This window comes from Dapis brunnea BLCC-M229 (genome assembly GCF_050015995.1).
Classification (GTDB): Bacteria; Cyanobacteriota; Cyanobacteriia; order Cyanobacteriales; family Microcoleaceae; genus Trichodesmium.
Genome location: NZ_JBNHEP010000216.1, coordinates 1 through 22,617, shown reverse-complemented (window position 1 = coordinate 22,617; position 22,617 = coordinate 1). Strand labels below are relative to the sequence as shown.

The following is a 22,617-nucleotide window of genomic DNA, read 5'->3' as shown; positions in this document are numbered from 1 at the left end:
AGTTGCTCTTGGCAGTTATAATCATTCCCTACCCCATCATATTGAGTGGATACACTATATGGAGTGTGTTTGTAGATTACCTGACGCACGGTAGAATTAATTCCATCTGCTGCAATTAATAGTTTAGCGCGGATAGATGTGATTTCTGATTCAGGGAATTGTGAGGAACTTGCAGTGCTGGTTTTATTCTTGTCTTGTTTATCATCCCAGTGAGCATAGGGGTTAGTTTCTACTTCCTGATTAGAAACGAAATCTGCTCGAACACATTTCAATTCTGGTTCGGCAACTACATTTACACAACGATGATTAGCTTTGACAACTTCCTCTGGTAACAGTATCCTCAATTGAGTTTGTAAATCATACCAAGATATTGATACTCTACCCTCCCCGTACTTCTGCAAAAATTCATCGTATCCCAGGGAAAATGAACTGATTTTTTGCCCATTGATATTTCTAGTTGTCCATTCTGGAGCAGGTTGATTTTTTTCTGCCTTTGTTTCCTGATTTCGTTGTGTTGGGTTATTGAGCTTATTACCAGTTTCTTTGATATTTTGGTATGCTTGGGTATGTGTATATTTGAGTGCTTTCAAGCCATTTGGTAAAAGATCGACAGTTTGACCAACTTTACGAAAGGCACGAGTTTGGTCGAGGACAATAATATTTTCGATTCCACGTTGACTTAGACCTAGAGCAGTTGCTAATCCCACTGGACCTGCACCGACGATCGCTACATCATAGTCAATTTTTGGACTGGAGTTTTCTGGTTTCATAAACTGATATTAATAATTAGAGGATTTAGGCAGAAACCGGGTTTATAAACTAAATTTCGTGGTTTGAACAATAATAATCAGGAGAATAAACCCGGTTTCTTGTTTAGGTGCGTAAGTCCTGAATTACTCAAAATATTCTACAACAGTTGTAATAGTCATTAAGACAACGATGTTTCCATAATTTATGGAATATTACGACCGTAGAGTTTTTCAGCGTACTCCCGCTGCTCCCCTTCTGAAAGAGGTATTATGCTTAAACTTACTTGTTGAACGCGCTCCAAAATTGGGCAACGCAAAGATTGATATTTATTAAAAGCTGCTTCTATAGCTTTCATATCATCCCACTGATTTTGCTTGTTAATCTCACCAATTAATGTTGCGATCGCAGCAGCATCTTCAAACCCTTGATTAGCACCTTGACCTGCAAGAGGTGGCATTCCGTGGGCAGCATCTCCCACCAATACAACTCGCCCCATGTTCCACTTGAGCTTGTCTTGAGTATTAACAGTTACAGGATGAATATAAAAAGGGCGTTGTACTGTCTGCTCTGGAGATGATAAAGCCACAAACTGCTGAATCATCTCTGGAAAGTTAGCTTTTTTCAACTCCAAAACTATAGTATCAATTAACTCTTTTCCTGACTTCCCTGCTAATAACTCTAAAGCCAAACCTGCATCAATTATATATTTAAACTGACCAGGTGCTTGAGACCATATAACCATTTTCATTTTGGAAATTTGATTTTCTGCTGAATTTTCCCAGTTTGAGTCATTATAAATTACTACACCTGATGCACCATTAAAAAACCGAGATTCAATTTGTTGTAACAGAGCTTCTGGAAGCTCGTTGACTTCATCGCAGCAAATACCAGAAAAACCAGAATATTCTGGTTTGCTGTATGCAGAGTATGGAGTTTCCTTGTAGATTATCTGACGCACGGTAGAATTAATTCCATCTGCTGCAATCAATAGTTTAGCACGGATCGATGTAATTTCTGATTCAAGAAATTGGGAAGAACTCCCAGTGCTATTTTTATCTTTTTCCTGTTTATTTTCCCAGTGGGAATAGGGGTTAGGTTTTGCCCCCAGATTAGAAACAAAATCAGCCCGAACACATTTAAATTCTGGCTCGCCAACTACATTAACACAACGATGATTGGCTTTCACAAGATAGCTTGGTAATAGTGTTCTCAGTTTACTCTGTAAATCATACCAATGCATAAATGTTACAAAGTCTCCGTATTTCTGAATAATTTCATCGTATCCCAGAAAAAATAAAGAAATTTTTTCACCATCCACATTTCTGACAGTCCATTTTGGCTTTGGTCGATCTTTTTGTAGTAAATTGTTGGATTTGTGAAAAGTTTCTTTCATATTTTCATAAGCTTGGATATCAAGATATTTAAGTGCTTTCAAACCATTGGGTGCAACAATAATGTTCTGACCTACTCTACGAAAGGCACGGGTTTGGTCGAGGACGATAATATTTTCGATTCCACGTTGGCGTAAACCGAGGGCAGTTGCTAATCCCACTGGACCTGCACCGACTATCGCTACGTCATAGTCAATTTTTGGGTTGGAGTTTTCTGGTTTCATGGACTGATGTTGATAATTACTCAAAATATTGTACAATAAACCTAGATTAAAAAACCTCTTAACTCAATTACAGTTATATATTTACCATTTTTATCAACAATGGCCTCTGAATGAGAACATTAGACTCGACAAAACTTATTATATAAACTAGACTAGGCAATTGGCAAGAAAAACCAAAGAGAACTTAAATGGTAGAAGTACAAGTTAGATTAGCACGAGCTGAAGATCGGGAACCCGTTTTAGCTTTTTGTCAACATACATGGGAAAATCAATCAGACTATATTCATCTAGTTTGGGATAAATGGTTTGCTGAACCTGAAGGTCGTCTTTTTGTTGCTGTAGTTAACGATCTACCAGTGGGGATAGCGCGAGTATTTATGGTGTCAGACTCGGAAGCTTGGTGGGAAGGGTTGCGTGTCGATCGCGCTTACCGAGGTCAGGGTATAGCCAGAATTTTAAATTCACAAAGAGAACAGTTTTTACGGGAAAATAATGTCAAAATTTCCCGTTGTATTGTTCGGTCTGAAGATAAGGTTATGATAGGAATGATGGGAAGAAGAAATCGGAGCATTATTGGTCATTATATTCCTCACAGAAGTACACCTATTTCTACAGTAGAATCTCCATCAGGTTTGGTATTTACTCAGCTTAATAATTCAGATTTTAATTCGGCTTGGGAGTTAGTAAATAGCTGTGAATTTTATGGTGAAAATAATTGTTTTTATATAGGTCCAGGAGCTAAATGGCAAGAACTGAAAGTAGAACTATTTAAAAATCTGATTGAGCGAGGTTTGGTGTGGGGAATTAAACAGAGCGATCGCTTAGTTGGTTTGGCAATACAAAGTGCATTGGAAAGAGATAAAAAAGTTTTTTGGCTGGGTTATATTAAGGGAAAAAACGAAAGTTTACCAATCCTACTTTTAGAGTTACGTCATCTAGCTTTTCAGAGAAAATATTCAAGTATTGGTGGTTTTTTTTCCACTTGTGATTTGTTGTTAAATTATTTAGAAAAAGGAGGATTTTGGAAAAGTTCTACCGGATTTTTTTTATTGTTTCAGTGGGATAATTTTTCGTAAGCATTTCCTACGGAATGCTACGCAAACAGCTATTAGCGGTCAGCTCTCAGCTTTTCTGATAACTGATAACTGACAAGCTAAAAATCATTGAAATTTTATGTTTTCTATTGCCTTTGACAAAAATTGGATATATAGTTTAAATACTTAACTGATATCAAATCCGTTTAGTTCGGAATCAGATAATTCCTTTAATCGTCATACAATGTGTAAGAGCGAATGGCCATTCGCCCCTACAATATCACTGATGCTACCAGATTTGATATGATAACTAATAACTAATAACTGAAATGAACTTTTTTAATGATGCTCGACAATATGCTCCTGCAACCGAACGCAACCGGGAATTTATTTTGGAAGTCCTGCAGCGAGTTTTGCCAACAACGGGCAATATTCTAGAAATTGCTAGTGGTACAGGAGAACACGCTGTTTTCTTTTCTCCCCGTCTGCAACCGCGCCAGTGGTTTCCTTCTGACCCTAACCCTATGTTGCGCGAGAGTATAGCAGCATGGCAAAAACATAGTCTGTCAGATAACTTGCATCCACCCCTGAATATTGATGCGCGGGAGTCAATGTGGGCGGTGGAAAAAGAAGGTATTGAGATTGCAGCTATTGTAAATATTAATATGATTCATATCTCTCCTTGGTCTAGTTGTCTGGGATTAATGGCAGGTGCGGGACGTTTGTTACCAGAAGATGGGGTGCTATATTTGTATGGTCCGTATAAACTGGGAGGGGAACATACAGCGCCGAGTAATATGGCATTTGATGAGTCTTTGCGACTGCAAAATTCTGAGTGGGGGGTGAGAAACCTAGAAGATGTTTTAGCGGTAGCAGAAAAGGAGGGGTTAAAGTTTGTGGAGAAGGTGGAAATGCCAGCAAATAATTTATCTGTGGTTTTCCAGAAAGATTGAAGAAGATAGTAGTAGCGCGTCTAGACTAAAATTGTGGGTAAAACCTAACCCCCCAACCCCCTTCCCTCCAAGGGAAGGGGGATAAATTATCCTCTCTCCTTGCAGGAGAGGAGTCGGGGGAGATGTCTTCCGGGATACTGAAGCTTAACCCACATTTTACAGCGGTTTTCATTTCGGTAGACCACAGTAGGGGCGATTCGCGAATCGCCCCTACAGGATTTCGATTATGGCGATGTGGTTCATCAATCTGAAAAGCACTGTAAAGTTAGATGCGCTAGTAGATTTTGGGTGATAGGTTTGAGGTTCAAAAGTTCATGTAGGTTGGGTTAAGTCGGTGAGATACTCCCCCTTCCCTATTAGGGAAGGGGGTCGGGGGGTTAGGTTTTTGTTTGGTTGTATTTCACTTGCCAACTTACGCTATCAATTATTTGGCGCCGGATGTCATTAATAACCCCACTTGCTCGACTGTAGCAGTTCCCGCATCCAGAATATCCACAAACTGACCTTCATATATTATGGCAATATGATCGCTCATTGCCATTATTTCTTCTAATTCTGTGGAAATATACAAAATAGCTGCTCCCTGTTGTTTTTGAGCAAGTAAAGCTTTTTGTACATATTCGGTTGCACCGATATCTAAACCACGGGTAGGTTGCATGGCGACTATTAATTTTGGTTCCCCAGAAAGTTCCCGCGCTAGAATAATTTTTTGTTGGTTTCCACCAGAAAGTTGACTTGCTTTTAACTGTGGATGACTGGCACGAATATCAAATTTTTCTATGGCTTTTTTTGCCTGATTACTTATTACCTTAGACTGTAAAAAACCATAACGGCAAAAAGGCAAAAACTTAAACAATTTCAAAATCAAATTCCGAGCAATACTAAAATTAAGAATTAACCCCATTTTCTGACGGTCTTCAGGAATATATCCTATTTTGAATTTATCTGTTAAATTATCGGCAAAATTTATCTCTCCTTTTTCCAGAGAACGTAAAGCATTAATTGCATCAGCTAATTCTCTTTGACCATTGCCATCTACTCCTGCAACTCCCAAAATTTCCCCACTATGTAGTTGAAAAGATAGATTGCGCACGGCAGATAAACCTCGGTCATTTTTTACTTCTATATTTTTAACTTCCAGAACAATATTACCTTTTTCAGCAGGGATTTTTTGGGGAATTAAATTTACTTCTCTCCCTACCATCATTTCGGCTAATTTTTGAGTATTAGTTGCTGCGGTTTTGAGAGTGTCTACAACTTTACCTCGGCGCAAAACTGTGATACTGTCACAGACATTAATTACCTCTTCTAATTTATGAGTAATAAAAATAATTGTATGATTAGTTGCTGCTAATTGTCGCAAAATATTGAGTAAAGAATTTACCTCCACTGGAGTTAAGACTGCAGTTGGTTCATCTAAAATTAAAATTCTGGCTTGGCGATAAATTACTTTGAGAATTTCTACTCGTTGCTGAATACCTATTGGTAAATCTGCAATTTTAACATTAGCTGGAATTTCTAAATTATAGGCTTTTGCCATAGCGTTAATTTCTACAGATTTTGCCGATAAATTTAGATGAAAATTTCCACCAGTTCCCAAGATAATATTTTCTGTTGCTGTTAATTGTGGTACTAACATAAAGTGTTGATGAATCATACCAATACCATAATTAATTGCTCTACTGGGAGAGGAAATTTTTATCGGTTTATCTTCTAGGTAAATTTCACCTGAATCTGGTTGGTATAATCCTGATAATATGTTCATTAAGGTGGTTTTTCCAGCACCATTTTCTCCAAGAATGGCATGAATGGAACCTGCTGAAATGGAGATATTAATATTATCGTTGGCGAGAAAATTTCCGAAGCTTTTTGTTATATTTTCTAGACGTAAATATGTCATTTCAGTTATCAGTTATTAGCTTTCAGCTTCTAGTTTTCAGTAGTGCGAGAATATCCTACATAAATTATCCATCCTATATTATACAAAATTTTTGATAAAGCATAATTTCCTTGCTCCAGAACGTTAATTAACTAGAACAAATAAATTAGGAGCAAAGAGAAAATGGCCATACAATCTTTTGAATACTTTGTCAGAAATAATTGTGCTAAAGCTGATTGGAATATTGCCAAGTTAAATGATAGGCAAGCTATGTTAAAGTTCACTATGGAATCTGGCAGGGTGCAAACAGTATATATTACTAAGTTTGATTCCTGTTTAGAATTTTCCGTTTTAGATCGAGGGGATTCTGAAGCAATAGCTCTTGCTCAAGAACTTAAAGCTGATTGACGAACTGGGGCGCAAAGAAGCAGTCCGTCTAGGGCTAAATATTACCGGGTTATTGGGCATTCTTCTTGTTGCCAAACGACGGGGGTTGGTGACTGAAATTCGACCGATAATTGATAATCTAATCCAGGAAGCCAATTTTAGACTAAGCGATCGCCTCTATCTAGAGGTTTTAATTGCAGCAAAAGAAAACTATCAATAATTACACTCCTCCAGTCCCCCCCTTCCCAAGGAATAATTATAATTATTCAACCGGACATGATATAAGTCCTGTCTATATTGCCATTTTTGCCTGACAGTGTGCGTGAGAAAGTGAACAATAACGACATTCCCAGGGACTAGGTTTTGGTTTGAGAGATTTTGAACTGCTAATAATAGCGATCGCTTCTCTCAGATGTTTTCTAAATTTATCGTCAACTTGCCAAGTAGGAATATCGACTACACCATCTGGATATATTAATCGTCCGTGGGGTATTTGTTTTTGACAAATATCTTTAGTTTCTGATGCTAAAGGTAACAGCAACATATACAATAATACCTGCATTTTCTGAGAATTTTTGCGCTTACCTGTTTTAATATCTTCAACTATTACCCAATCATCTTTTACGGCAATAATATCAGGTCTTCCAGAAACACAAACGTCATAAGTTTTACCATTAACTTTGAATGAATTTTGCTGTTCGACGTAGACAGTAAATCCTTGTTCTTGGAGAGTTATTGCTCTTTGAATTACTTTTTCATCATGTTCGCTGGAGTCATAATTATTGGGTTGTTTGGGAAATTGATAATTAGTTAGTTGTTGGATTGAGTATATACATTTTTTCTCTTCTGCTAATACTTTTGCTAGCCATGTCACCCAGATAAATTGTTTTTTTCTTGGTTTGGGTAAGTGTTTCATCTTGTTTGAATCTTTTGAATTAACTATTTTTACTGTATCTCTAATATTCTGGAATTGTAAATAAATTGATATCACAAATTTCAGCTATTAAATAACCAGAAATACCAGCAAATACACTCAAATTACAGCAAATGACAATTTTCTAATTATGGTTGTTCAGTTAGAGAAAAATAGTTATAATTTGAATGTTAGGTTTTTCAGAAGGAGACAATATGACTACTACAGAATTAGAACAAAAATTCATCAGTGATATTGCGGGTGAATTATTTGAAAAAGAGAATGGTCAGGAAACTGATAATGAAGTTTTATTTCGGTTGCGTTTTAGTCGAGATAACTATGAATTGCCAAATCAAACAATTAATCAATTAATGATAGATAAAAGTCGTCTAATCACAGATATTCAAAGAAGAATCAGGAAATGTATGAAGGATTTAAAGGAGAAATATTCACAGGAGATTTTGGCAGATATAGGTGAGGAAAATTGTCAACGTTTAACAGATTCTGAACCAGGTCAAAAGGAGATTTGGAAAATTGCCTATAAATGGTTGTGGAATGATAAGTTTCTTCGGTGGGTTGAAACTAATTTTTGGTCATGTTTAGAAAAGCGGGCAAAAAATAATTTAGATTGGATTAATTTACAAGATGATACAGAAATGGCAATGGTGGAGAGGTTAAATATTCCTAAAGTCAAAGCCAAAAAAACTCTAAAAGTTTCTGTTGAAAAGCCTTATTGGGTATTAATTGATTTGCCAGAATATGAAGGTTATTTTTTATTATTAAATCAGGGAGTTGTAAGTCGGTGTATTGTTTGTCCTTCTTGGGCATTCGCTCTTGATTATCAGTTAGAAAAAATCAGGCTTTTGCCACAAAAGGAAAGTTTAGCTTATGAGGAGGAATGTAGGTTTACTTTTAATGAAATTGGAAAGGAAAAATTTGTGGCGATCGCTCTCGAAAAACCTTTAAATTTAGCATGGTTAAAACCTAACGAGGAAGAAGTAGCACCAGATTTGACTCCCGAAAGAATGCAGGAGTTATGGCAAGAGTTGGAAAAGCAAAACAACTGGCGGGTTTATTCTCAGCAAGTTGAAGTGGTGGGATAATATATTTGAAGAATTTATCCATAGATAGGAGAAAATTATGCGGAATTTTAAGAAGAAAATAGTTACTGATGAAGCTATGCGTCCTGTAGCAGTTTTGATTGACTATGAAGACTGGCAAGAAATTGAAAAGTTATTGGCTGCTTCTGAGTTGAAAGTAGAAGAACAAAACGTAGATTTGGCTGAGTATGCAGGAACAATAAAACTCAGTATAGACCCTTTGGAATATCAACAACAAATTCGGGATGAATGGTAGTGATAGAAAATTTAATTGTTCTAAATTACATTTGTAGGGTGCGTTAATGAAATGTAACGCACCTCATCTCTGGAGCGAGCATTATGTTGATGAATGGTGCGTTACGCTAGCGCTAACACACCCTACAGGTTGTTACTAGATATTTTATTTCTATAATTACAGAAATAGAGTTACTGTCTTATCCCAGTTTGACTCCGGTTGAGGAAGTACAAATTCGTAATTTTTTGGCTCAGATAACAATAGTTGGTATTGAGAGTCAGATTAAAGATTTAGCGATCGCTTTACGGAAAAGTTACAGGTTGAAACTTCCTGATGCTATTGTGGCAGCAACAGCACAGTTATTGAATGCTAAGTTATTTACAAATGATGCTCGACTAATCAATTTGTCAGAAATTAAAACTGAGTCTGTACAAATTTTGTGATTGGAGAGCTAGACAAGAATGATATTCATGTCTAGTTTTTAGTTATTTGAATTAATCAAAGGAATAAAGAAAAATGAATGAACAAATTAATTTTCTGATCGAGGTATTACAGACGACTGCTAATAGTAAAGGCAACCCCGAAGTAGTCTACCAACTCTTGGGAGCTAACCTAGACAAACTTGATGAGAACTTTGCTGATATATTGCGAAGTTGGGGAACTGAAAATCTTTCAGAACTAAAGCCTAAAGATGCACAAATAAATGCAGGAATTATTTTCAACCTCAGTAATCTTGTTAGGAAATTCCCTCTTGGTAATAGAGCAAATAATATAGAAATTGCTATTACAGGTTATGAAGTAGTCCTGATAGTTCGTACTGAAAAAGATTTTCCCTACGATTGGGCAATAACTCAAAATAGTCTGGGTAATGCCTACAGAGACAGAATTAAAGGAAACAAGGCCGAGAATCTTGAACTTGCTATTGTGAGATACAAACTAGCTTTGTCAGTTCATAACAAAAAAGATTTTCCCTATGATTGGGCAATGAACCAAAACAGTCTGGGTAATGCCTACCTATTCAGAATCAAGGAAGACAAACCAAATAATCTTGAACTTGCTATTGCTGCATTTCAATCAGCTTTATTAGTTTACACTAAAGAAGACTTCCCGTACCCTTGGGCAATAGCTCAATCTAATTTAGGCAATACGTACAGTGAAAGAATTAAGGAAGACAGAGCAGACAATCTTGAACTTGCTATTGCTGCCTACCAAAGATCCTTGGAGGTTTTCACTAAAAAAGATTACCCTACTCAGTGGGCGACAACTCAAAACGGTTTGGGTAGTGCTTATCTTAACAGAATTAAAGGAGACACTAAACAGAATCTTGAAAATGCGATTGCTGCATTCGAGCTAGCTTTGTCAGTTCATACCAAACAAAATTTTCCTTACAATTGGGCAATGACTCAAAACAATCTAGGAAGTGCTTACAGATGCAGAATCGAAGGGGATAGGTTAAAGAACATGGAAAATTCCATTACTGCACACCAAAGTGCATTAGAAATTTATACCAAAAAAGACTTCCCCTATTATTGGGCAATGACTCAAAATAATTTGGCTGCTGCTTATGGTAATAGAATCAAGGAAGATAAAGCAGAAAATCTTGAATCTGCTATTAATGCCTTGAAAAAAGCTTTATCCGTTTATACCGAAAAAGACTTCCCCTATGATTGGGCAACAACTCAAAATAATTTAGGCAACGCCTACTGTAACAGAATCGAGAAAGACAAATCAGAAAATCTAGAATCTGCTATTGCTGCCTATCAACGATCATTAGAGGTTTTTACTGAAAAAACTTTCCGTCATGATTGGGCAACTACTCAAAATAATCTAGGTAATGTTTACCTGTCTACTAGAATCACAGGAGACAGGAACAAGAATCTTGAACTTGCTATTACTAAATTCCAACTCGCTTTGTCAGTTCATACCAAACAAGATTTTCCCTACAATTGGGCGAGAACTCAAAATAATCTAGGGAATGCCTACTGTGAAAAAACCACAGACAAGTCAGAGAATCTGAAAAATGCTATTACTGCTTATCAACAAGCATTGGAGGTTTACACCAAACAATATTTCCCTATTGATTGGGCAACGACTCAAAATAATCTGGGTACTGCCTACGCTGCCTATGCTGAAACAATAGGCGACAACAAAGCAGAGAATCTAGAAAATGCTATTGCTGCTTTTGAACAAGCTTTGGAAGTTCGTACTCTTAATGCAAATCCTATTGAGCATCTCACAACTTCCCGCAACTTAGGCAACCTCCACTTCAATGAAGGCAACTGGAAACCTGCCATCCCTGCCTACGAAAAAGCCATAACCGCAGTCGAACTCAGTCGCAGTTGGTCAAAAGATGACGATCGCCGCCAACAAATCCTTGCAGAATCTATAGATGTCTACCAAAATATCATCCAATGTTTCATCAACCTCAAACAATACGAGAAAGCAGTAGAATATGCCGAGCGTTCCCGTTCCCGGATGGTTGCAGAATTAATGGCAAGTAAAGACCTCTACCCAAATGCTGAAATACCCCAACACCTGCTAGAGGAATATTATCACCTACAAAAACTTCTGTCTGACCTCCATCGCTCCAATTCTGTAGGGACGTTCCATGGAACGTCCCTACCAATTACGGACAGTCGGTTTGAGCATCGCAACAGTGGGAAAGTTGAAAAGCAGAGATTAGCAGAAATTGAAAAAATAGAAGCAAAACGACAAAAGGTATGGCGAGAGATTCGTAGCTCCGATCCAGTATTGGCAGGACAGTTGCAGGTAGATCCCTTGAGTATTGAGCAGATGCAAGCCTTAATAAAGGACAAGGAAACAGCAATACTTAGTTTTTACACTACTGATGATGATACCCATATATTTATAGTGCGTCAGCAGGATATTCAACTTTTTACTTGCGAAGGTCAGGGTATTGAGAAGTTGCAAAATTGGATAGGTCAAAACTGGCTAAAACTTTACGTTGAAAATAGAGCAGAATGGCGCAAAAACATGGGAGAATTTCTCCAACAACTCGCCCAACGCTTACAACTCAATCAACTTATTGCTCAACATCTCACTGACATCAAAGAATTAATTATTGTGCCACATCTATTTCTGCATCAAATTCCGTTTGCTGCTTTGCCTGTAGATATTCCCCCAACTACAGTTGGAGGAGAAATCCCCCCAACCCCCCTTGGTAAGGGGGGCTATGAGGATTCAGTTTCCCTTGGTAAGGGGGGCTATTTAGATACGGCTTCCCCCTTAAAAAGGAGGACGCAAGGGGGTTCGACAACGGTTAAAAACGAAGAAATCCCCCCAACCCCCCTTGGTAAGGGGGGCTATGAGGATTCAGTTTCCCTTGGTAAGGGGAGCTATTTAGATCCGGCTTCCCCCTTTCAAAGGGGGACGGGAGGGGGATTTTACCGAGAATTTGCAGACACTCGCTTATCTATTCCCACTGGCAAAAAAACTACCCCACCAACAGGCAAACCAAAAACACCTGAAACTCAACCCACCTATCTAAGTGACAAATTCCGTTTGCGAGTCGTACCCAGTTGCCAAATACTCAGCTATTGCGACAACCGCAACAAAACCACCGACTCACCAAAAATGGGAATAGTCGAAAATGCGACAGGCGACCTCAGAGGTAGCGAGTACGAATGTCAAAACCTCGCTCAAATGTTCCAAGTACCCAATAACCTACACCTCAAATACCAAGAAGCAACAGTCAACAACTACCGCCAACTCGCAAAACAAGTACAAATTCTCCATTCCAGTCATCACGCTAGTGCCGACTTAATCAACCCCCTAGAATCAAAACTCAAATTATTTGATGGGGAAGTCACCCTTGGAGATGTGTTTACCTGGCGTTTACCAGAATTAACAGATGTCTTCCTCTCCTGTTGTGAAACTAACCTCACCTTTATCAACAAACTTAACGATGACATTCTAACTATTGCAGCAGGTTTCCTCAGTGCAGGCGCTCAGAGTGTAGTCAGTACATTATGGGCAGTGGAAGACAGATCCACTGCTGAGTTTTGTCAGTTATATTATCAGTTCCGCAACCAGGGAGAAACTCGCCCGGAAGCATTACGAAAAGCTCAGTTTGAACTCCGGAAAAGGGAAAATTTTAAACATCCCTATTATTGGGCAGGTTTTGTTTCTCAAGGGTTACAGTAATATCTAGCAGGGTATTACATTGTGATTTCGGATAATTACAGGACTTACGCAAAGGTACTAGGCATAGAGTTCAAAAACTATTGTGCAATAGTTTTGAACGCTAGATATAGCGTCTCTGCGTAAGTCCTAAATTAGTTATAATAAACCTTATTCCTTCATTGAATACAAACTTTTTCTTGACCACCTTCTGAACAATCTTTAAACAGCAATTCTCCAGCCAACATTTGTTGCTGAGTTTCTTCTAATTTTTGCTTAACTTTCTCTGGCAAAACATCATTCAAACGACCTAACTTAGTAATTTCTGGATTTTCAATTCCTAAAATATATTTTTCTCCTTTAACTTGATTATTTTTCACTAAATTAGCAACGTAGGCGATCGCTCCTCCCACATCCTGAACTGCACTCGTCAATACTGCTTTTGGCGCAACATCTAATTGATCTGTTGTATTACCCACTGCATAAATTCCTTTTTCTTGTGCCGTTTGTAAAACTGCCGGAGCAGCATTATCTAATAAGTGATAAATCACATCAACTCCTGTAGAAATTAAAGCCAAAGCTGCTTCTTTTCCTTTAGCAATATCATTAAAATCTCCAGTGTAACTAATCACAACTTCAACACTGGAATTTACAGACTTAGCTCCTAACTCAAATGCCCTACCTTGTAAGTTAGTTCCCTTAAAAGATAAACCCGTAATATAAGCAACTTTATTAGTTTTAGTCATCAAACCAGCAACCACACCAGCAAGATAACCAACTTGGAAATAATTTGTTGTAACTGAAGCATAATTTTCCCCAGCAATATTACCATTAACTCCCAAAAAGAATGTATCTGGAAATTGACTAGCTACTTGTTGAATAGCAGCATCAAATTGTCCGCCATGACCAATGACTAAATCGTAACCTTTTCTAGCAAAATCTGACAGAGTTTCTGTTTGGTCTGGTTGAGCAATATTCTCTACATAAATCATCTCAGCATTAAGTTTTTCTGCTGCTTTTTTTCCTCCTTCATAACCAGATTGATTCCATCCTCCATCGGTAATAACTCCAGGCAAAGCAATAGCAATTTTAAAACTTTGAGAACTACTACCGGAATTTGTAGAATCATTACCAGGATTTTCTGTGAGAATCATTATGGAGGGAGAATCAGCACAAGCTTTTAATAATAAGCTAGTTGCTAAAGCTGCTGAAATATACCCAATAAATGAACGTCGATTGAATTTTTTAGTCATATTTTTTATTTGGATTATATTAAGTATCATTAATTAGACATCATAAAAATTCTCTTTTCTATGGAGGTAGAATTTCAGGGATTTATTATACTCCTTAATCTCTAATAATTTTTATCTGTGGGGATTTCAATATCAATCATATTATAAGTAGTGATTTAGCATAGTTAAGTTTAACATTTTAACCGGAAATCATATTATTCTTCCTTTTTCAAATCTCCCTCTTCCCAAATTTGGAGTTGTCTTTCAGCAGCAATAAAATTATTGATTGATTTAGGTGGATAAACAAAATGGTCATAAGCAAGAGCCATTTGTCTCGCTGCCTCCTGATAGGAAACTTTGCCTATTCCTGTACCCAATCCTGGACAGACAACTGTTTGAATTTGTTGCTCTTGCTGGCGGTTGTGACGTCGTACTGCAAGCAACATTGCCCACATAGCGACGTAAGGAATATCAGTGCCAGCAATAGACATGGGTACCCGCATTGTCGGGGTATGGGCAAGAAAGGGATGTTGAGGATGACCTGTTTCAACTATCATGGATGTACCTACAGGTTGTTCACCCAGATATTCATCTAAAATTTTTTGCTGAACTGAAGTCATTAAAAAATCACCAAAGTATCTAATAATTGCGGCATCCATCCCACCATCCATAAGTCCAAAGGAATTAGCTGGACTTACTAAACAGTCATATTCTGGCACTTCCTCAAAATAGTTATTAATGATTTCCAGATTGGGTAAATAATGGAAATTTTCTTGAAAAGCGTTAGACAAAAGTGGGTTAGGAGCTACTAAAATAAGTTTCATAATAATATCATTCCGGTTTAATACTTATAATATAGATGGCAATAGGCAATAGGGAAAAATCTGCCCTCAAATTTTCTTTTCCTCTTAATCATAATTAATTAACCGGACATGATATAAATAAATTAGACAAGAATATTTTTCATTTCTACTTTAAAAATATTTTCAATTGTTTTACCGGCTGTTTTTTCATCCCACTGGAGGGTATTGAGAAAAGTTTCTGCTGCATGAGTTTCCACAACATCAACACCCCATTCTCCTGATTGGAGAGTATCAGGAGAATCACTTAATGGAGGAGTTTTTTTCAAACCTCCTAGAATCAATACATCAACAATTAAATCTTTGCCATTGTTTTGATTTATCCGTTTTTCTATTAATGCTTGAGCGCATTTTTCACCAACTTGATGCGGAGCAAAAACCTGAGTTTCAAATAAAATTTCTACCATCCAATGGGGATGATTTAATTGCCGACATTTAAGCTCTGGATATTTGCTTAAACCATCGATAAATACTTGAGCAAATTCCTCTCGGTTTAATTCAGGTAGTGTATTTTCTGAAAGTTCAAAATTGTGAGAAAGTAACATTCGTCCGGTTAGAGATTCAGTCATTTTTTTGTGTATCCTTTGTGCAAGAAACTTTAAATCACAATTTTATATATTACCAGAAGATAGATCAAATTTCACAAGATATTAATTTCTAATAAAAATGCTTTGTGATACCAATTTACTTTAAATATGTCACAAATAGTTTCAAAACCCATAAGTGAAATGATTTCCGGAAATTACTGTAGCATTAAAGTTTTGAGCTTACAAAATCTTACTTTTGAATTTTGAATTTTGACTTTTAACTTCCGTGAAACGGTATGACTACTTTCTCCACCATAATAAAACTACAAATACTGAAACTAAAATTACTTCTGTTACCAATAAACCATGAATAGTTTCTCGCTGTTGTTGGGTAAAAGCAAAATAATCAATAAAAACTGTATAAATCACAAATTGAGAAATAATTCCCACTAAAAAGCAAATAATTCCCCAAGCTTTTCCCTGCCATAAACCGATGGCAGCAACAATATCAAGTATTCCATAAACTATATCTCCTATTTGCCAAGTTCGAGGAGTTTCTAACCAGGGTTGTTCGCCGAAACCTACTATATTGGCAATATGAATTAATCCACTGTAGGTAAAGACAAAAGCAAGAATTTTTAGATATATTCCCATCCAGGAATTATTGGTAATTTTGGCTAGGTAATTCATATTTTGGTTTTGATAAAATTTTTAGGAGTGCGGGTTTAATTGACAAATAATCAATAAAATCCGCACTTTTGTTCAGAAGATATTTTTAACAGTTGCTTCTTCCTTACCAATTTTAAGAATCAGAATAATAAGGAAGTAGGGAAGCAAAGAAAATTTAGACTTTTTTCAGAAGATATTGTTTAAGAATCTGACTGATAAATTTGCCGTAATTGGTCGATAGTTTCCACAGTTTTGAGAGAGGCAAGAATTGTTTCTAAAACCTGAATATCTTCAAGAGTATTAATCTCTGAAAATATCTCTTTTCCTGATTCGCCAAATTTTAATTCTAATCCGATTTCTATTCCAGAAAGTATTCCTCTTTGTTCACCTCGTTGTTCCCCTCGTTGTTCTCCAATTTCTACTCCCTCTTGTAAGATTTGTTGATACCAAGGAGATTGCTGTAATACTGCCATATCCCACCTCATTATTTGTTGTACTATTTCTGTTTCTAATACAAATGTAGCAAAAAATGCTAGTAAATTTTCTAATTCTGAGAGTTTTTCATCCTCCCGTAAAAGTTGCAATGCTTGTCTCACAGTTGCTTCTTCTCCTCCACCTTTGAGAATCGGAATAAAAGGAAGTAGAGAAGGAAGAGGTTGTTGAAAAACTCCTTGTGCTTCTACTTCCCACAAGTTAATAACTCGATAATCTTGATAAGCTCTCAGATTTAGGAATTGTGATTCGTAAAAATTGACTATTTCTGTGGGTGTCCTTGGTTGGAGGATATTTATTAATACAGGATAAACGGGTTTTTTGTACTTTTCCTCTGCTAATGCAGCATAAGCACGCATCCGGCGTGGCATTTCTGTATTATACCTTAATTGCATTTCATTCAGCACTAGAAATTCTCCATGTTCTTGACTACAAACACGGACTAAAACATCCCCTTCTCGACTTACCCATTGGAAGTCTGAAGAAATAATTTCTTTGACAGTAACATTGGTAATTTCTGTCACCCATTCTACCCAACGACTGGGGGCAATTCCAATTAGGCGTTTACTGCTAATATCTACTTTTTTTGTCATCTTATGAAGTCTAGTTTATTCTGTGTGTTGAAAATTATCATAATTTTGTAGTTTGTAGTAGTAGCGTGTCTAGCTTGAAAATATGGGTTAAAAACCTAACCCCCCAACCCCCTTCCTATCCCCCCTTACCGAAGAATTAATAATTAAATAATTAAATAATTCACGCCTAATTGCCTCCCCTATCCAAGGGGAAAAAAGGGAAGGGGAGGAATATTCTCCCCTCTCCTTGGAGGAGAGGGGTTGGGGGAGAGGTCTTCATTGACTGCAACTTACCCACAAAATAAACCTAGACACCCTACTAAACTTATTGCTGAACTCTTAATCCGTACATCCGTGCCATAATCCGTGTGAGCTATTCCCTATTCCCTTCTTCACAATAAACTATCTCCAAATTCCTCACTAAAAATATCTAACTGCTCCAAAGTTATCACCTCTTCCTCCTCCTTTTTCTTAACACCTTTCCTCAGACCAATAGCTATCTTGCTATGCTTTTCTATCTCCCCCATTACCTGTCTCGCTCGTGCAATAACCGAATCTGGTAAACCTGCTAATCTTCCCGCTTCAATACCATAAGATTTATCCGCTCCACCAGGTTGTACTTGATGCAAAAATACAATTTTATCCGGCAATTCTTTAACCGTTACTTGATAGTTTGCCACATTATCTAAAATAGAAGAAAGTTCATTTAATTCGTGATAATGAGTCGCAAAAATCGTCCGAGATTTTATTTCCGTTGCTAAATATTCTGCCACAGACCAAGCAATTGAAATTCCATCAAAAGTTGCCGTTCCCCTACCAATTTCATCCAACAAAACCAAAGACTTTTCCGTAGCATGATTCAAAATATTTGCCGTCTCATTCATCTCCACCATAAAAGTAGATTGACCAGTTGCTAGATCGTCCACAGCTCCCACACGAGTAAATATCCGATCGCTCACCCCTAAAACAGCCGAACTTGCCGGAACAAAACTACCAGTTTGTGCCATTAATTGAATCAATCCTACCTGTCGTAAATAACAACTTTTGCCACTAGCATTCGGACCAGTTAAAATTATTAAATCTGGCGCAGAATAGGGAGTAATTCCCGAATTATTTTCCTCTAACTTTTTACTTCCTAATATGGCAGTATTCGGCACAAAAAAACCAGCAGGCAAATATTTTTCCACCACCGGATGCCTACCTTCAATAATTTTCAATTCTCGACTATCAACCATCGTCGGACGAACATAATTTTGATAAACTGCCACCTCTGCTAAACCACACAAAACATCAATAGCTGCCACAGCACGAGAAATATTTCTAATTTCCTCAGCGTGTTCCCCTATCTCATTTCTCAAAGCAACAAAAATATCATATTCCAATTGATTTAAATCATCCCGCGCCGTCAAAATTCTAACTTCCCTTTCCTTTAATTCCTCAGTAATATAACGCTCCTCATTAGTCAAAGTTTGCTTGCGAGTATAATCATCCGGCGCCAAATTTGCCTTTGATTTAGAAATACTAATGTAATAACCAAAAGCCTTATTATAACCAACCTTTAAATTAGGAATTCCCGTCCTTTCTCTCTCCGTAACTTCCAAATTAGCAATCCATTGTTGGTCTTCTTCAGCTAACCCCCGCATCTCATCCAATTGTACATTTACACCAGAGCGAATTAATCCTCCTTCCTTTAAATGTTGAGGAGGAGATTCAACTAAAAAAGAATGAATTTTATTCCCCAATTCTTGTAAAATTGGAGGTAGACTTTGCAAGACTTTTAAATAAGGAGAATTACCCTCAGATGCTAAAGCAGAAAGTTCCGGAAGTTTCGTCAAAGAATCAGCTAAAAAAACTAAATCTCTAGCATTAGCAGTACCAGCACCAGTCCGCCCAGTCAGACGTTCCAAATCATAAATTTGACGCAATATTCTTTGAATATCTTGACGCAAATCATTATTACTTATCAGTTCGTCAATAGTGTCATGTCTAGCGCGAATACCCTTCAAATTCAAAAGTGGTTGCACTAACCACCGTCGTAAAGCACGACCACCCATAGCAGTGCTAGTCTTATCGATCGCCGACAATAACGAACCATGATAACTACCATCTCTAACCGTTTGCGTAATTTCCAAATTCCGGCGACTCTGGTGGTCGAGAATCAAAAAATCTGCCAAAGTATAACTACGCAGACGTTGTAGAGGAACTTGATTTTCCTTTTGAGTTTCCTCCAGATATTCCAACAACCCCCCCGCTGCTCGCACACCCAACGGAATATGTTCGCAACCAATACCCTCCAAAGATGTCAGTTGAAACTTGAGCAACAGTCTTTCCTTTGCTTCCCCCAAAGTAAAAGGTTGTTGCGGACGCAGAGAATAACAAAAAGAATTAGGCAAACATTCTGGAAGATGGTCTGACTTTTCTCCCGGTCGTAACATAAAACCAATATCGGGTGCGTTAGTGGGAAACAAGACTTCCGAAGGTTGCAAACGCATTAACTCTTGGGTAAGTTGCTCTAAACCTTGGGTTTGGGTAGTCAGAAATTCCCCAGTAGAAATATCGGTGTAAGCAAGACCCCAATGATTTTTAGCAATTACGACTGCAGCTAAATAGTTATTGTAACGAGGTTTGAGCATACCGTCATCAGTCAGAGTACCGGGAGTCAGAATACGAGTAATTTCACGCTTGACTTGACGGTTTTCTTTTTGAGCAATAGCAGAATCTTCGACTTGATCGCACACCACCACTGCGTAACCTTTTTCTACTAACATCGCTGCATATTTTTCCACAGCATGGTGAGGAACTCCAGTCATAGGAACCCTACCAATTTCTTTACCAGCGTGTTTACTGGTTTGTACTAATTCTAATGCTTGCGCGATCGTAACAGCATCCTGAAAAAAACATTCAAAAAAATCACCTACTCGAAACAATAAAAGAGCGTGGGGATATTGTTGTTTAACTTCCACATAACGCTGCATCATTTCTGACAGTTTGCTAATGTCAAGTTGACTGTAATCTGCGTTAGAATGGATAGAATCTTCAGCTTTATTTTGTTTGGCTTTTAATGATTTTTTAGTAGATGCAGAAGCGGAATATTTCATAGATAGTTAATAGGTTATTTAATGTTATTTAATATTATATAGCAATCAGGAATGATTTATGAGATATTGAAAAACAATTAAGAGCCATCAAAATCCTCTTATATTCTTACTCCTGAGGACTGACTCCTAATTACCACTAAAATCTTACAACTGAAATATGATTGTTATATCTATCATCCTGCCTCAAAACAATTACCTGTAACTTAGCCAGGATGAATGGTTATCCTAAGCTATGCTTCAATTAATATAAATTATTATCAAAATATTATAAAGTTTTGAGGTAATTTAATTTAATAGAGAGTATACTCTTTTTTAACACAGAGATTTATAAATGACAATCTGTATAATATCAACTTTATCTTAATATCTAACTTAGACATAAATTGAATATTATTTTTTCGGTTATACCAAGCGCGATCGATGTTTGCTACAAATAGTTAGGCTGTTTTTAGGAGTTAGGTAGAGGAGCTGTCGGATTGGCGACGTACAAAATGAATAGCTTAAATACCATTTATTCGGGCGGAATTTCTCTTTTTAGTCAAGACATCTCATGTAAACTCTTTCAATTACCTTTTTCTTCATAACATTCTTTTTTCAAGCATGGTATTAACTGAATTTAGTCTTCATCCCAACCCTTCACATAAAAATTTTATTATACCATTTATCAATCATTTGTACTTGATTTTATAAATACTTTATACTTTAGTATTTCTCCTGAACACCTAATACCAATTATCAAAAACTTTGCTATACTTTAATTTTATATATACTATTTATTGACGTAATTTGATTGTTTACTAACCTATATTATTTCTCTAGTTATTTTCACCACCTTCCAAGGGTAGGATTACTTTTGATATATTTTACAATACCTATCACTTCAAACCTTTTTTCAGGATATGTAGCAAAGTTTTTGATATTTAGTCTTACTCATCATCAGGATATTACCGAAAAATTAAGGTATAAAGCCTTCTATTTCAAGAGAAAAAGCGGTCGGAAAGCGGAGCATGACCTTAGGATGGGATGGATGGGTTACCTAACCATATCCAATCGACCAAGAGAAGAAAAAAAAATCCTTTTAGTCAATCCTATCCGTTATAAGAAGAGGTAATTATTAATTATTAATTATTAATTATTAATTGTTGAAATACTTTATTCAATCACAAAATTTAATAATGAATAATCAATCAAACTAGATAAATATCAACAATAACTAGCTGATATAGCAATCCTATTTCAGTTGTAATATTTTAGTGGTAGTTAGGAGTCAGGAGTCATAATTTCAAAGATTTTCAGTTAAAATTAACTATTATAAAAATATTCACAACCAATGGGCGGATTGCTATATTTATAGCCAGATAAGTTAAAAATATAATCAAAGTAAATGGAATTCTCAAATTACCCATCGTCTAGTTTAATTTGCACAAATTCAATCTGGAAATAAAGTATTATATATTACCACTGGCACTGGTCATGTAACAATTTAAGTAGATCAAATAATTGGGAATTATATAGCGCTACGCGCAAGTCAAAAGTTAAAAACGAGTGCGTAATTCTGAGGTTTCCTCAGAATGTAAGACGCACTCAAGATAGTCAAAAGTTAAAAGTAATCCCTAACTGAGTTTAAACATTTATAAATGTCCGCAGCCTTTGCTTCGACTGCCATAGTTAGGTTATTGGTATAAATATATCTACTGGGATGCTTGAAAAAGTTAAACAAAAAGTTGGACTCTTAAATCTGAAAAATATTCAATTTCAGTAGCTAGCGAAAAGCTTGCACTTTTTTCACATAAAAAAGCTCAAACCTTTATATGTAGATGTTTTGAGAGTTAATCAGCAAGCCATAACGAGCAAAAAAAGCTCTCCTCTCACTTCAATAGCAAATATTCATATTCTCCCCATCTCCCCATCTCCCCCAACAACTCTAATAAATATTCAACCCGATATGATCTAATATCAAATCCGCTCGGGTTCGATATAAAAAAATGTTTCATCTTCAGCCATTAACAAATCTTCCTAAATTCTCTTCCCTCCTGAAACCTGGCTCCTAATTAACTATCTAAATTATACCAATGCTACCCGATATGATATAACTCCTGTAATATCATATCATGTCCGGTAGCATCGTTTGTGTAAAACCTGAGCGATCGCTACTCTTCAA

At 36.7% G+C, this 22,617-nt stretch carries 18 protein-coding genes; 8 read left to right on the top strand and 10 right to left on the bottom strand.

Annotation, left to right across the window (positions count from 1 at the left end; genetic code table 11):
- Positions 1–770 (bottom strand): FAD-dependent oxidoreductase (locus tag ACP6PM_RS24135; RefSeq protein WP_426589156.1); only part of this gene is annotated, 770 nt, incomplete at its 3' end.
- Positions 771–952: 182 nt separating this feature from the next.
- Positions 953–2,365, bottom strand: a complete 1,413-nt coding sequence (locus ACP6PM_RS24130) for an FAD-dependent oxidoreductase (protein WP_426589154.1) — start codon at positions 2,363–2,365, stop codon at positions 953–955.
- A gap of 188 nt (positions 2,366–2,553) precedes the next feature.
- On the opposite strand from ACP6PM_RS24130, the gene ACP6PM_RS24125 reads away from it, so the two are divergent.
- Positions 2,554–3,441 (top strand): GNAT family N-acetyltransferase, encoded by an 888-nt coding sequence (locus ACP6PM_RS24125; protein ID WP_426589152.1) that lies wholly within the window; start codon positions 2,554–2,556, stop codon positions 3,439–3,441.
- Positions 3,442–3,728: 287 nt separating this feature from the next.
- Positions 3,729–4,352 carry a DUF938 domain-containing protein gene (locus tag ACP6PM_RS24120; RefSeq protein ID WP_426589150.1) on the top strand — a complete coding sequence of 208 codons (624 nt, stop codon included), beginning with the start codon at positions 3,729–3,731 and terminating at the stop codon, positions 4,350–4,352.
- Between the two features lie 424 nt (positions 4,353–4,776).
- Here the strand turns inward: ACP6PM_RS24120 and ACP6PM_RS24115 are convergent, their stop codons facing one another.
- Positions 4,777–6,252 carry an ABC transporter ATP-binding protein gene (locus tag ACP6PM_RS24115; protein WP_426589148.1) on the bottom strand — a complete coding sequence of 492 codons (1,476 nt, stop codon included), beginning with the start codon at positions 6,250–6,252 and terminating at the stop codon, positions 4,777–4,779.
- A gap of 162 nt (positions 6,253–6,414) precedes the next feature.
- Here ACP6PM_RS24115 and ACP6PM_RS24110 point away from each other — a divergent pair, with 162 nt between their 5' ends.
- Positions 6,415–6,639, top strand: a complete 225-nt coding sequence (locus ACP6PM_RS24110; RefSeq protein ID WP_426589146.1) for a hypothetical protein — start codon at positions 6,415–6,417, stop codon at positions 6,637–6,639.
- A complete protein-coding gene (locus tag ACP6PM_RS24105; RefSeq protein ID WP_426589144.1) occupies positions 6,614–6,838 on the top strand; it encodes a PIN domain-containing protein in 225 nt (74 codons plus the stop codon). The genes ACP6PM_RS24110 and ACP6PM_RS24105 overlap by 26 nt, the downstream gene beginning before the upstream one ends.
- Positions 6,839–6,910: 72 nt before the next feature.
- Here the strand turns inward: ACP6PM_RS24105 and ACP6PM_RS24100 are convergent, their stop codons facing one another.
- On the bottom strand, positions 6,911–7,534 hold the full coding sequence (locus tag ACP6PM_RS24100; protein WP_426589142.1) for a PD-(D/E)XK nuclease family protein: 624 nt from the start codon (positions 7,532–7,534) through the stop codon (positions 6,911–6,913).
- Positions 7,535–7,746: 212 nt separating this feature from the next.
- Between ACP6PM_RS24100 and ACP6PM_RS24095 the strand changes: the two genes are divergently transcribed.
- From ACP6PM_RS24095 to ACP6PM_RS24080, 4 genes are all read left to right on the top strand, one after another.
- Entirely contained in the window at positions 7,747–8,634 is an 888-nt protein-coding gene (locus ACP6PM_RS24095; RefSeq protein ID WP_426589140.1) for a hypothetical protein, read from the top strand.
- Positions 8,635–8,671: 37 nt separating this feature from the next.
- Complete coding sequence (locus tag ACP6PM_RS24090; RefSeq protein WP_426589138.1) at positions 8,672–8,887, top strand: hypothetical protein; 216 nt, start codon at positions 8,672–8,674, stop codon at positions 8,885–8,887.
- Positions 8,888–9,033: 146 nt separating this feature from the next.
- Entirely contained in the window at positions 9,034–9,309 is a 276-nt protein-coding gene (locus ACP6PM_RS24085; RefSeq protein ID WP_426589158.1) for a PIN domain-containing protein, read from the top strand.
- 73 nt (positions 9,310–9,382) lie between these two features.
- Positions 9,383–13,030 (top strand): CHAT domain-containing protein, encoded by a 3,648-nt coding sequence (locus tag ACP6PM_RS24080; RefSeq protein WP_426589136.1) that lies wholly within the window; start codon positions 9,383–9,385, stop codon positions 13,028–13,030.
- 155 nt (positions 13,031–13,185) lie between these two features.
- Here the strand turns inward: ACP6PM_RS24080 and ACP6PM_RS24075 are convergent, their stop codons facing one another.
- From ACP6PM_RS24075 to mutS, 6 genes are all read right to left on the bottom strand, one after another.
- Positions 13,186–14,259: a BMP family protein gene (locus ACP6PM_RS24075; protein WP_426589134.1), complete on the bottom strand. Its 1,074-nt coding sequence runs from the start codon at positions 14,257–14,259 to the stop codon at positions 13,186–13,188.
- A 194-nt stretch (positions 14,260–14,453) separates the two neighbouring features.
- Positions 14,454–15,062 carry a macro domain-containing protein gene (locus ACP6PM_RS24070; protein WP_426589133.1) on the bottom strand — a complete coding sequence of 203 codons (609 nt, stop codon included), beginning with the start codon at positions 15,060–15,062 and terminating at the stop codon, positions 14,454–14,456.
- 122 nt (positions 15,063–15,184) lie between these two features.
- On the bottom strand, positions 15,185–15,667 hold the full coding sequence (locus tag ACP6PM_RS24065) for a DUF2656 domain-containing protein (RefSeq protein WP_426589131.1): 483 nt from the start codon (positions 15,665–15,667) through the stop codon (positions 15,185–15,187).
- A gap of 258 nt (positions 15,668–15,925) precedes the next feature.
- A complete protein-coding gene (locus tag ACP6PM_RS24060; protein WP_426589129.1) occupies positions 15,926–16,315 on the bottom strand; it encodes a DUF6163 family protein in 390 nt (129 codons plus the stop codon).
- Between the two features lie 179 nt (positions 16,316–16,494).
- Positions 16,495–17,379, bottom strand: coding sequence for an Rpn family recombination-promoting nuclease/putative transposase (locus tag ACP6PM_RS24055; RefSeq protein ID WP_426589127.1), 885 nt, complete (start codon positions 17,377–17,379; stop codon positions 16,495–16,497).
- Between the two features lie 371 nt (positions 17,380–17,750).
- Entirely contained in the window at positions 17,751–20,456 is a 2,706-nt protein-coding gene (gene mutS / locus ACP6PM_RS24050) for a DNA mismatch repair protein MutS (RefSeq protein ID WP_426589125.1), read from the bottom strand.
- Positions 20,457–22,617 lie beyond the last annotated feature (2,161 nt).

What these genes read in the sequence shown, in the direction of transcription:
- ACP6PM_RS24070 (WP_426589133.1), bottom strand. Translation starts at nt 15,062, where the DNA reads ATGAAACTTATTTTAGTAGCTCCTAACCCACTTTTGTCTAACGCTTTT.
- ACP6PM_RS24115 (WP_426589148.1), bottom strand. Translation starts at nt 6,252, where the DNA reads ATGACATATTTACGTCTAGAAAATATAACAAAAAGCTTCGGAAATTTT.
- ACP6PM_RS24125 (WP_426589152.1), top strand. Translation starts at nt 2,554, where the DNA reads ATGGTAGAAGTACAAGTTAGATTAGCACGAGCTGAAGATCGGGAACCC.
- ACP6PM_RS24060 (WP_426589129.1), bottom strand. Translation starts at nt 16,315, where the DNA reads ATGAATTACCTAGCCAAAATTACCAATAATTCCTGGATGGGAATATAT.
- ACP6PM_RS24090 (WP_426589138.1), top strand. Translation starts at nt 8,672, where the DNA reads ATGCGGAATTTTAAGAAGAAAATAGTTACTGATGAAGCTATGCGTCCT.
- ACP6PM_RS24130 (WP_426589154.1), bottom strand. Translation starts at nt 2,365, where the DNA reads ATGAAACCAGAAAACTCCAACCCAAAAATTGACTATGACGTAGCGATA.
- ACP6PM_RS24065 (WP_426589131.1), bottom strand. Translation starts at nt 15,667, where the DNA reads ATGACTGAATCTCTAACCGGACGAATGTTACTTTCTCACAATTTTGAA.
- ACP6PM_RS24080 (WP_426589136.1), top strand. Translation starts at nt 9,383, where the DNA reads ATGAATGAACAAATTAATTTTCTGATCGAGGTATTACAGACGACTGCT.
- ACP6PM_RS24095 (WP_426589140.1), top strand. Translation starts at nt 7,747, where the DNA reads ATGACTACTACAGAATTAGAACAAAAATTCATCAGTGATATTGCGGGT.
- mutS (WP_426589125.1), bottom strand. Translation starts at nt 20,456, where the DNA reads ATGAAATATTCCGCTTCTGCATCTACTAAAAAATCATTAAAAGCCAAA.
- ACP6PM_RS24110 (WP_426589146.1), top strand. Translation starts at nt 6,415, where the DNA reads ATGGCCATACAATCTTTTGAATACTTTGTCAGAAATAATTGTGCTAAA.
- ACP6PM_RS24100 (WP_426589142.1), bottom strand. Translation starts at nt 7,534, where the DNA reads ATGAAACACTTACCCAAACCAAGAAAAAAACAATTTATCTGGGTGACA.
- ACP6PM_RS24120 (WP_426589150.1), top strand. Translation starts at nt 3,729, where the DNA reads ATGAACTTTTTTAATGATGCTCGACAATATGCTCCTGCAACCGAACGC.
- ACP6PM_RS24075 (WP_426589134.1), bottom strand. Translation starts at nt 14,259, where the DNA reads ATGACTAAAAAATTCAATCGACGTTCATTTATTGGGTATATTTCAGCA.
- ACP6PM_RS24055 (WP_426589127.1), bottom strand. Translation starts at nt 17,379, where the DNA reads ATGACAAAAAAAGTAGATATTAGCAGTAAACGCCTAATTGGAATTGCC.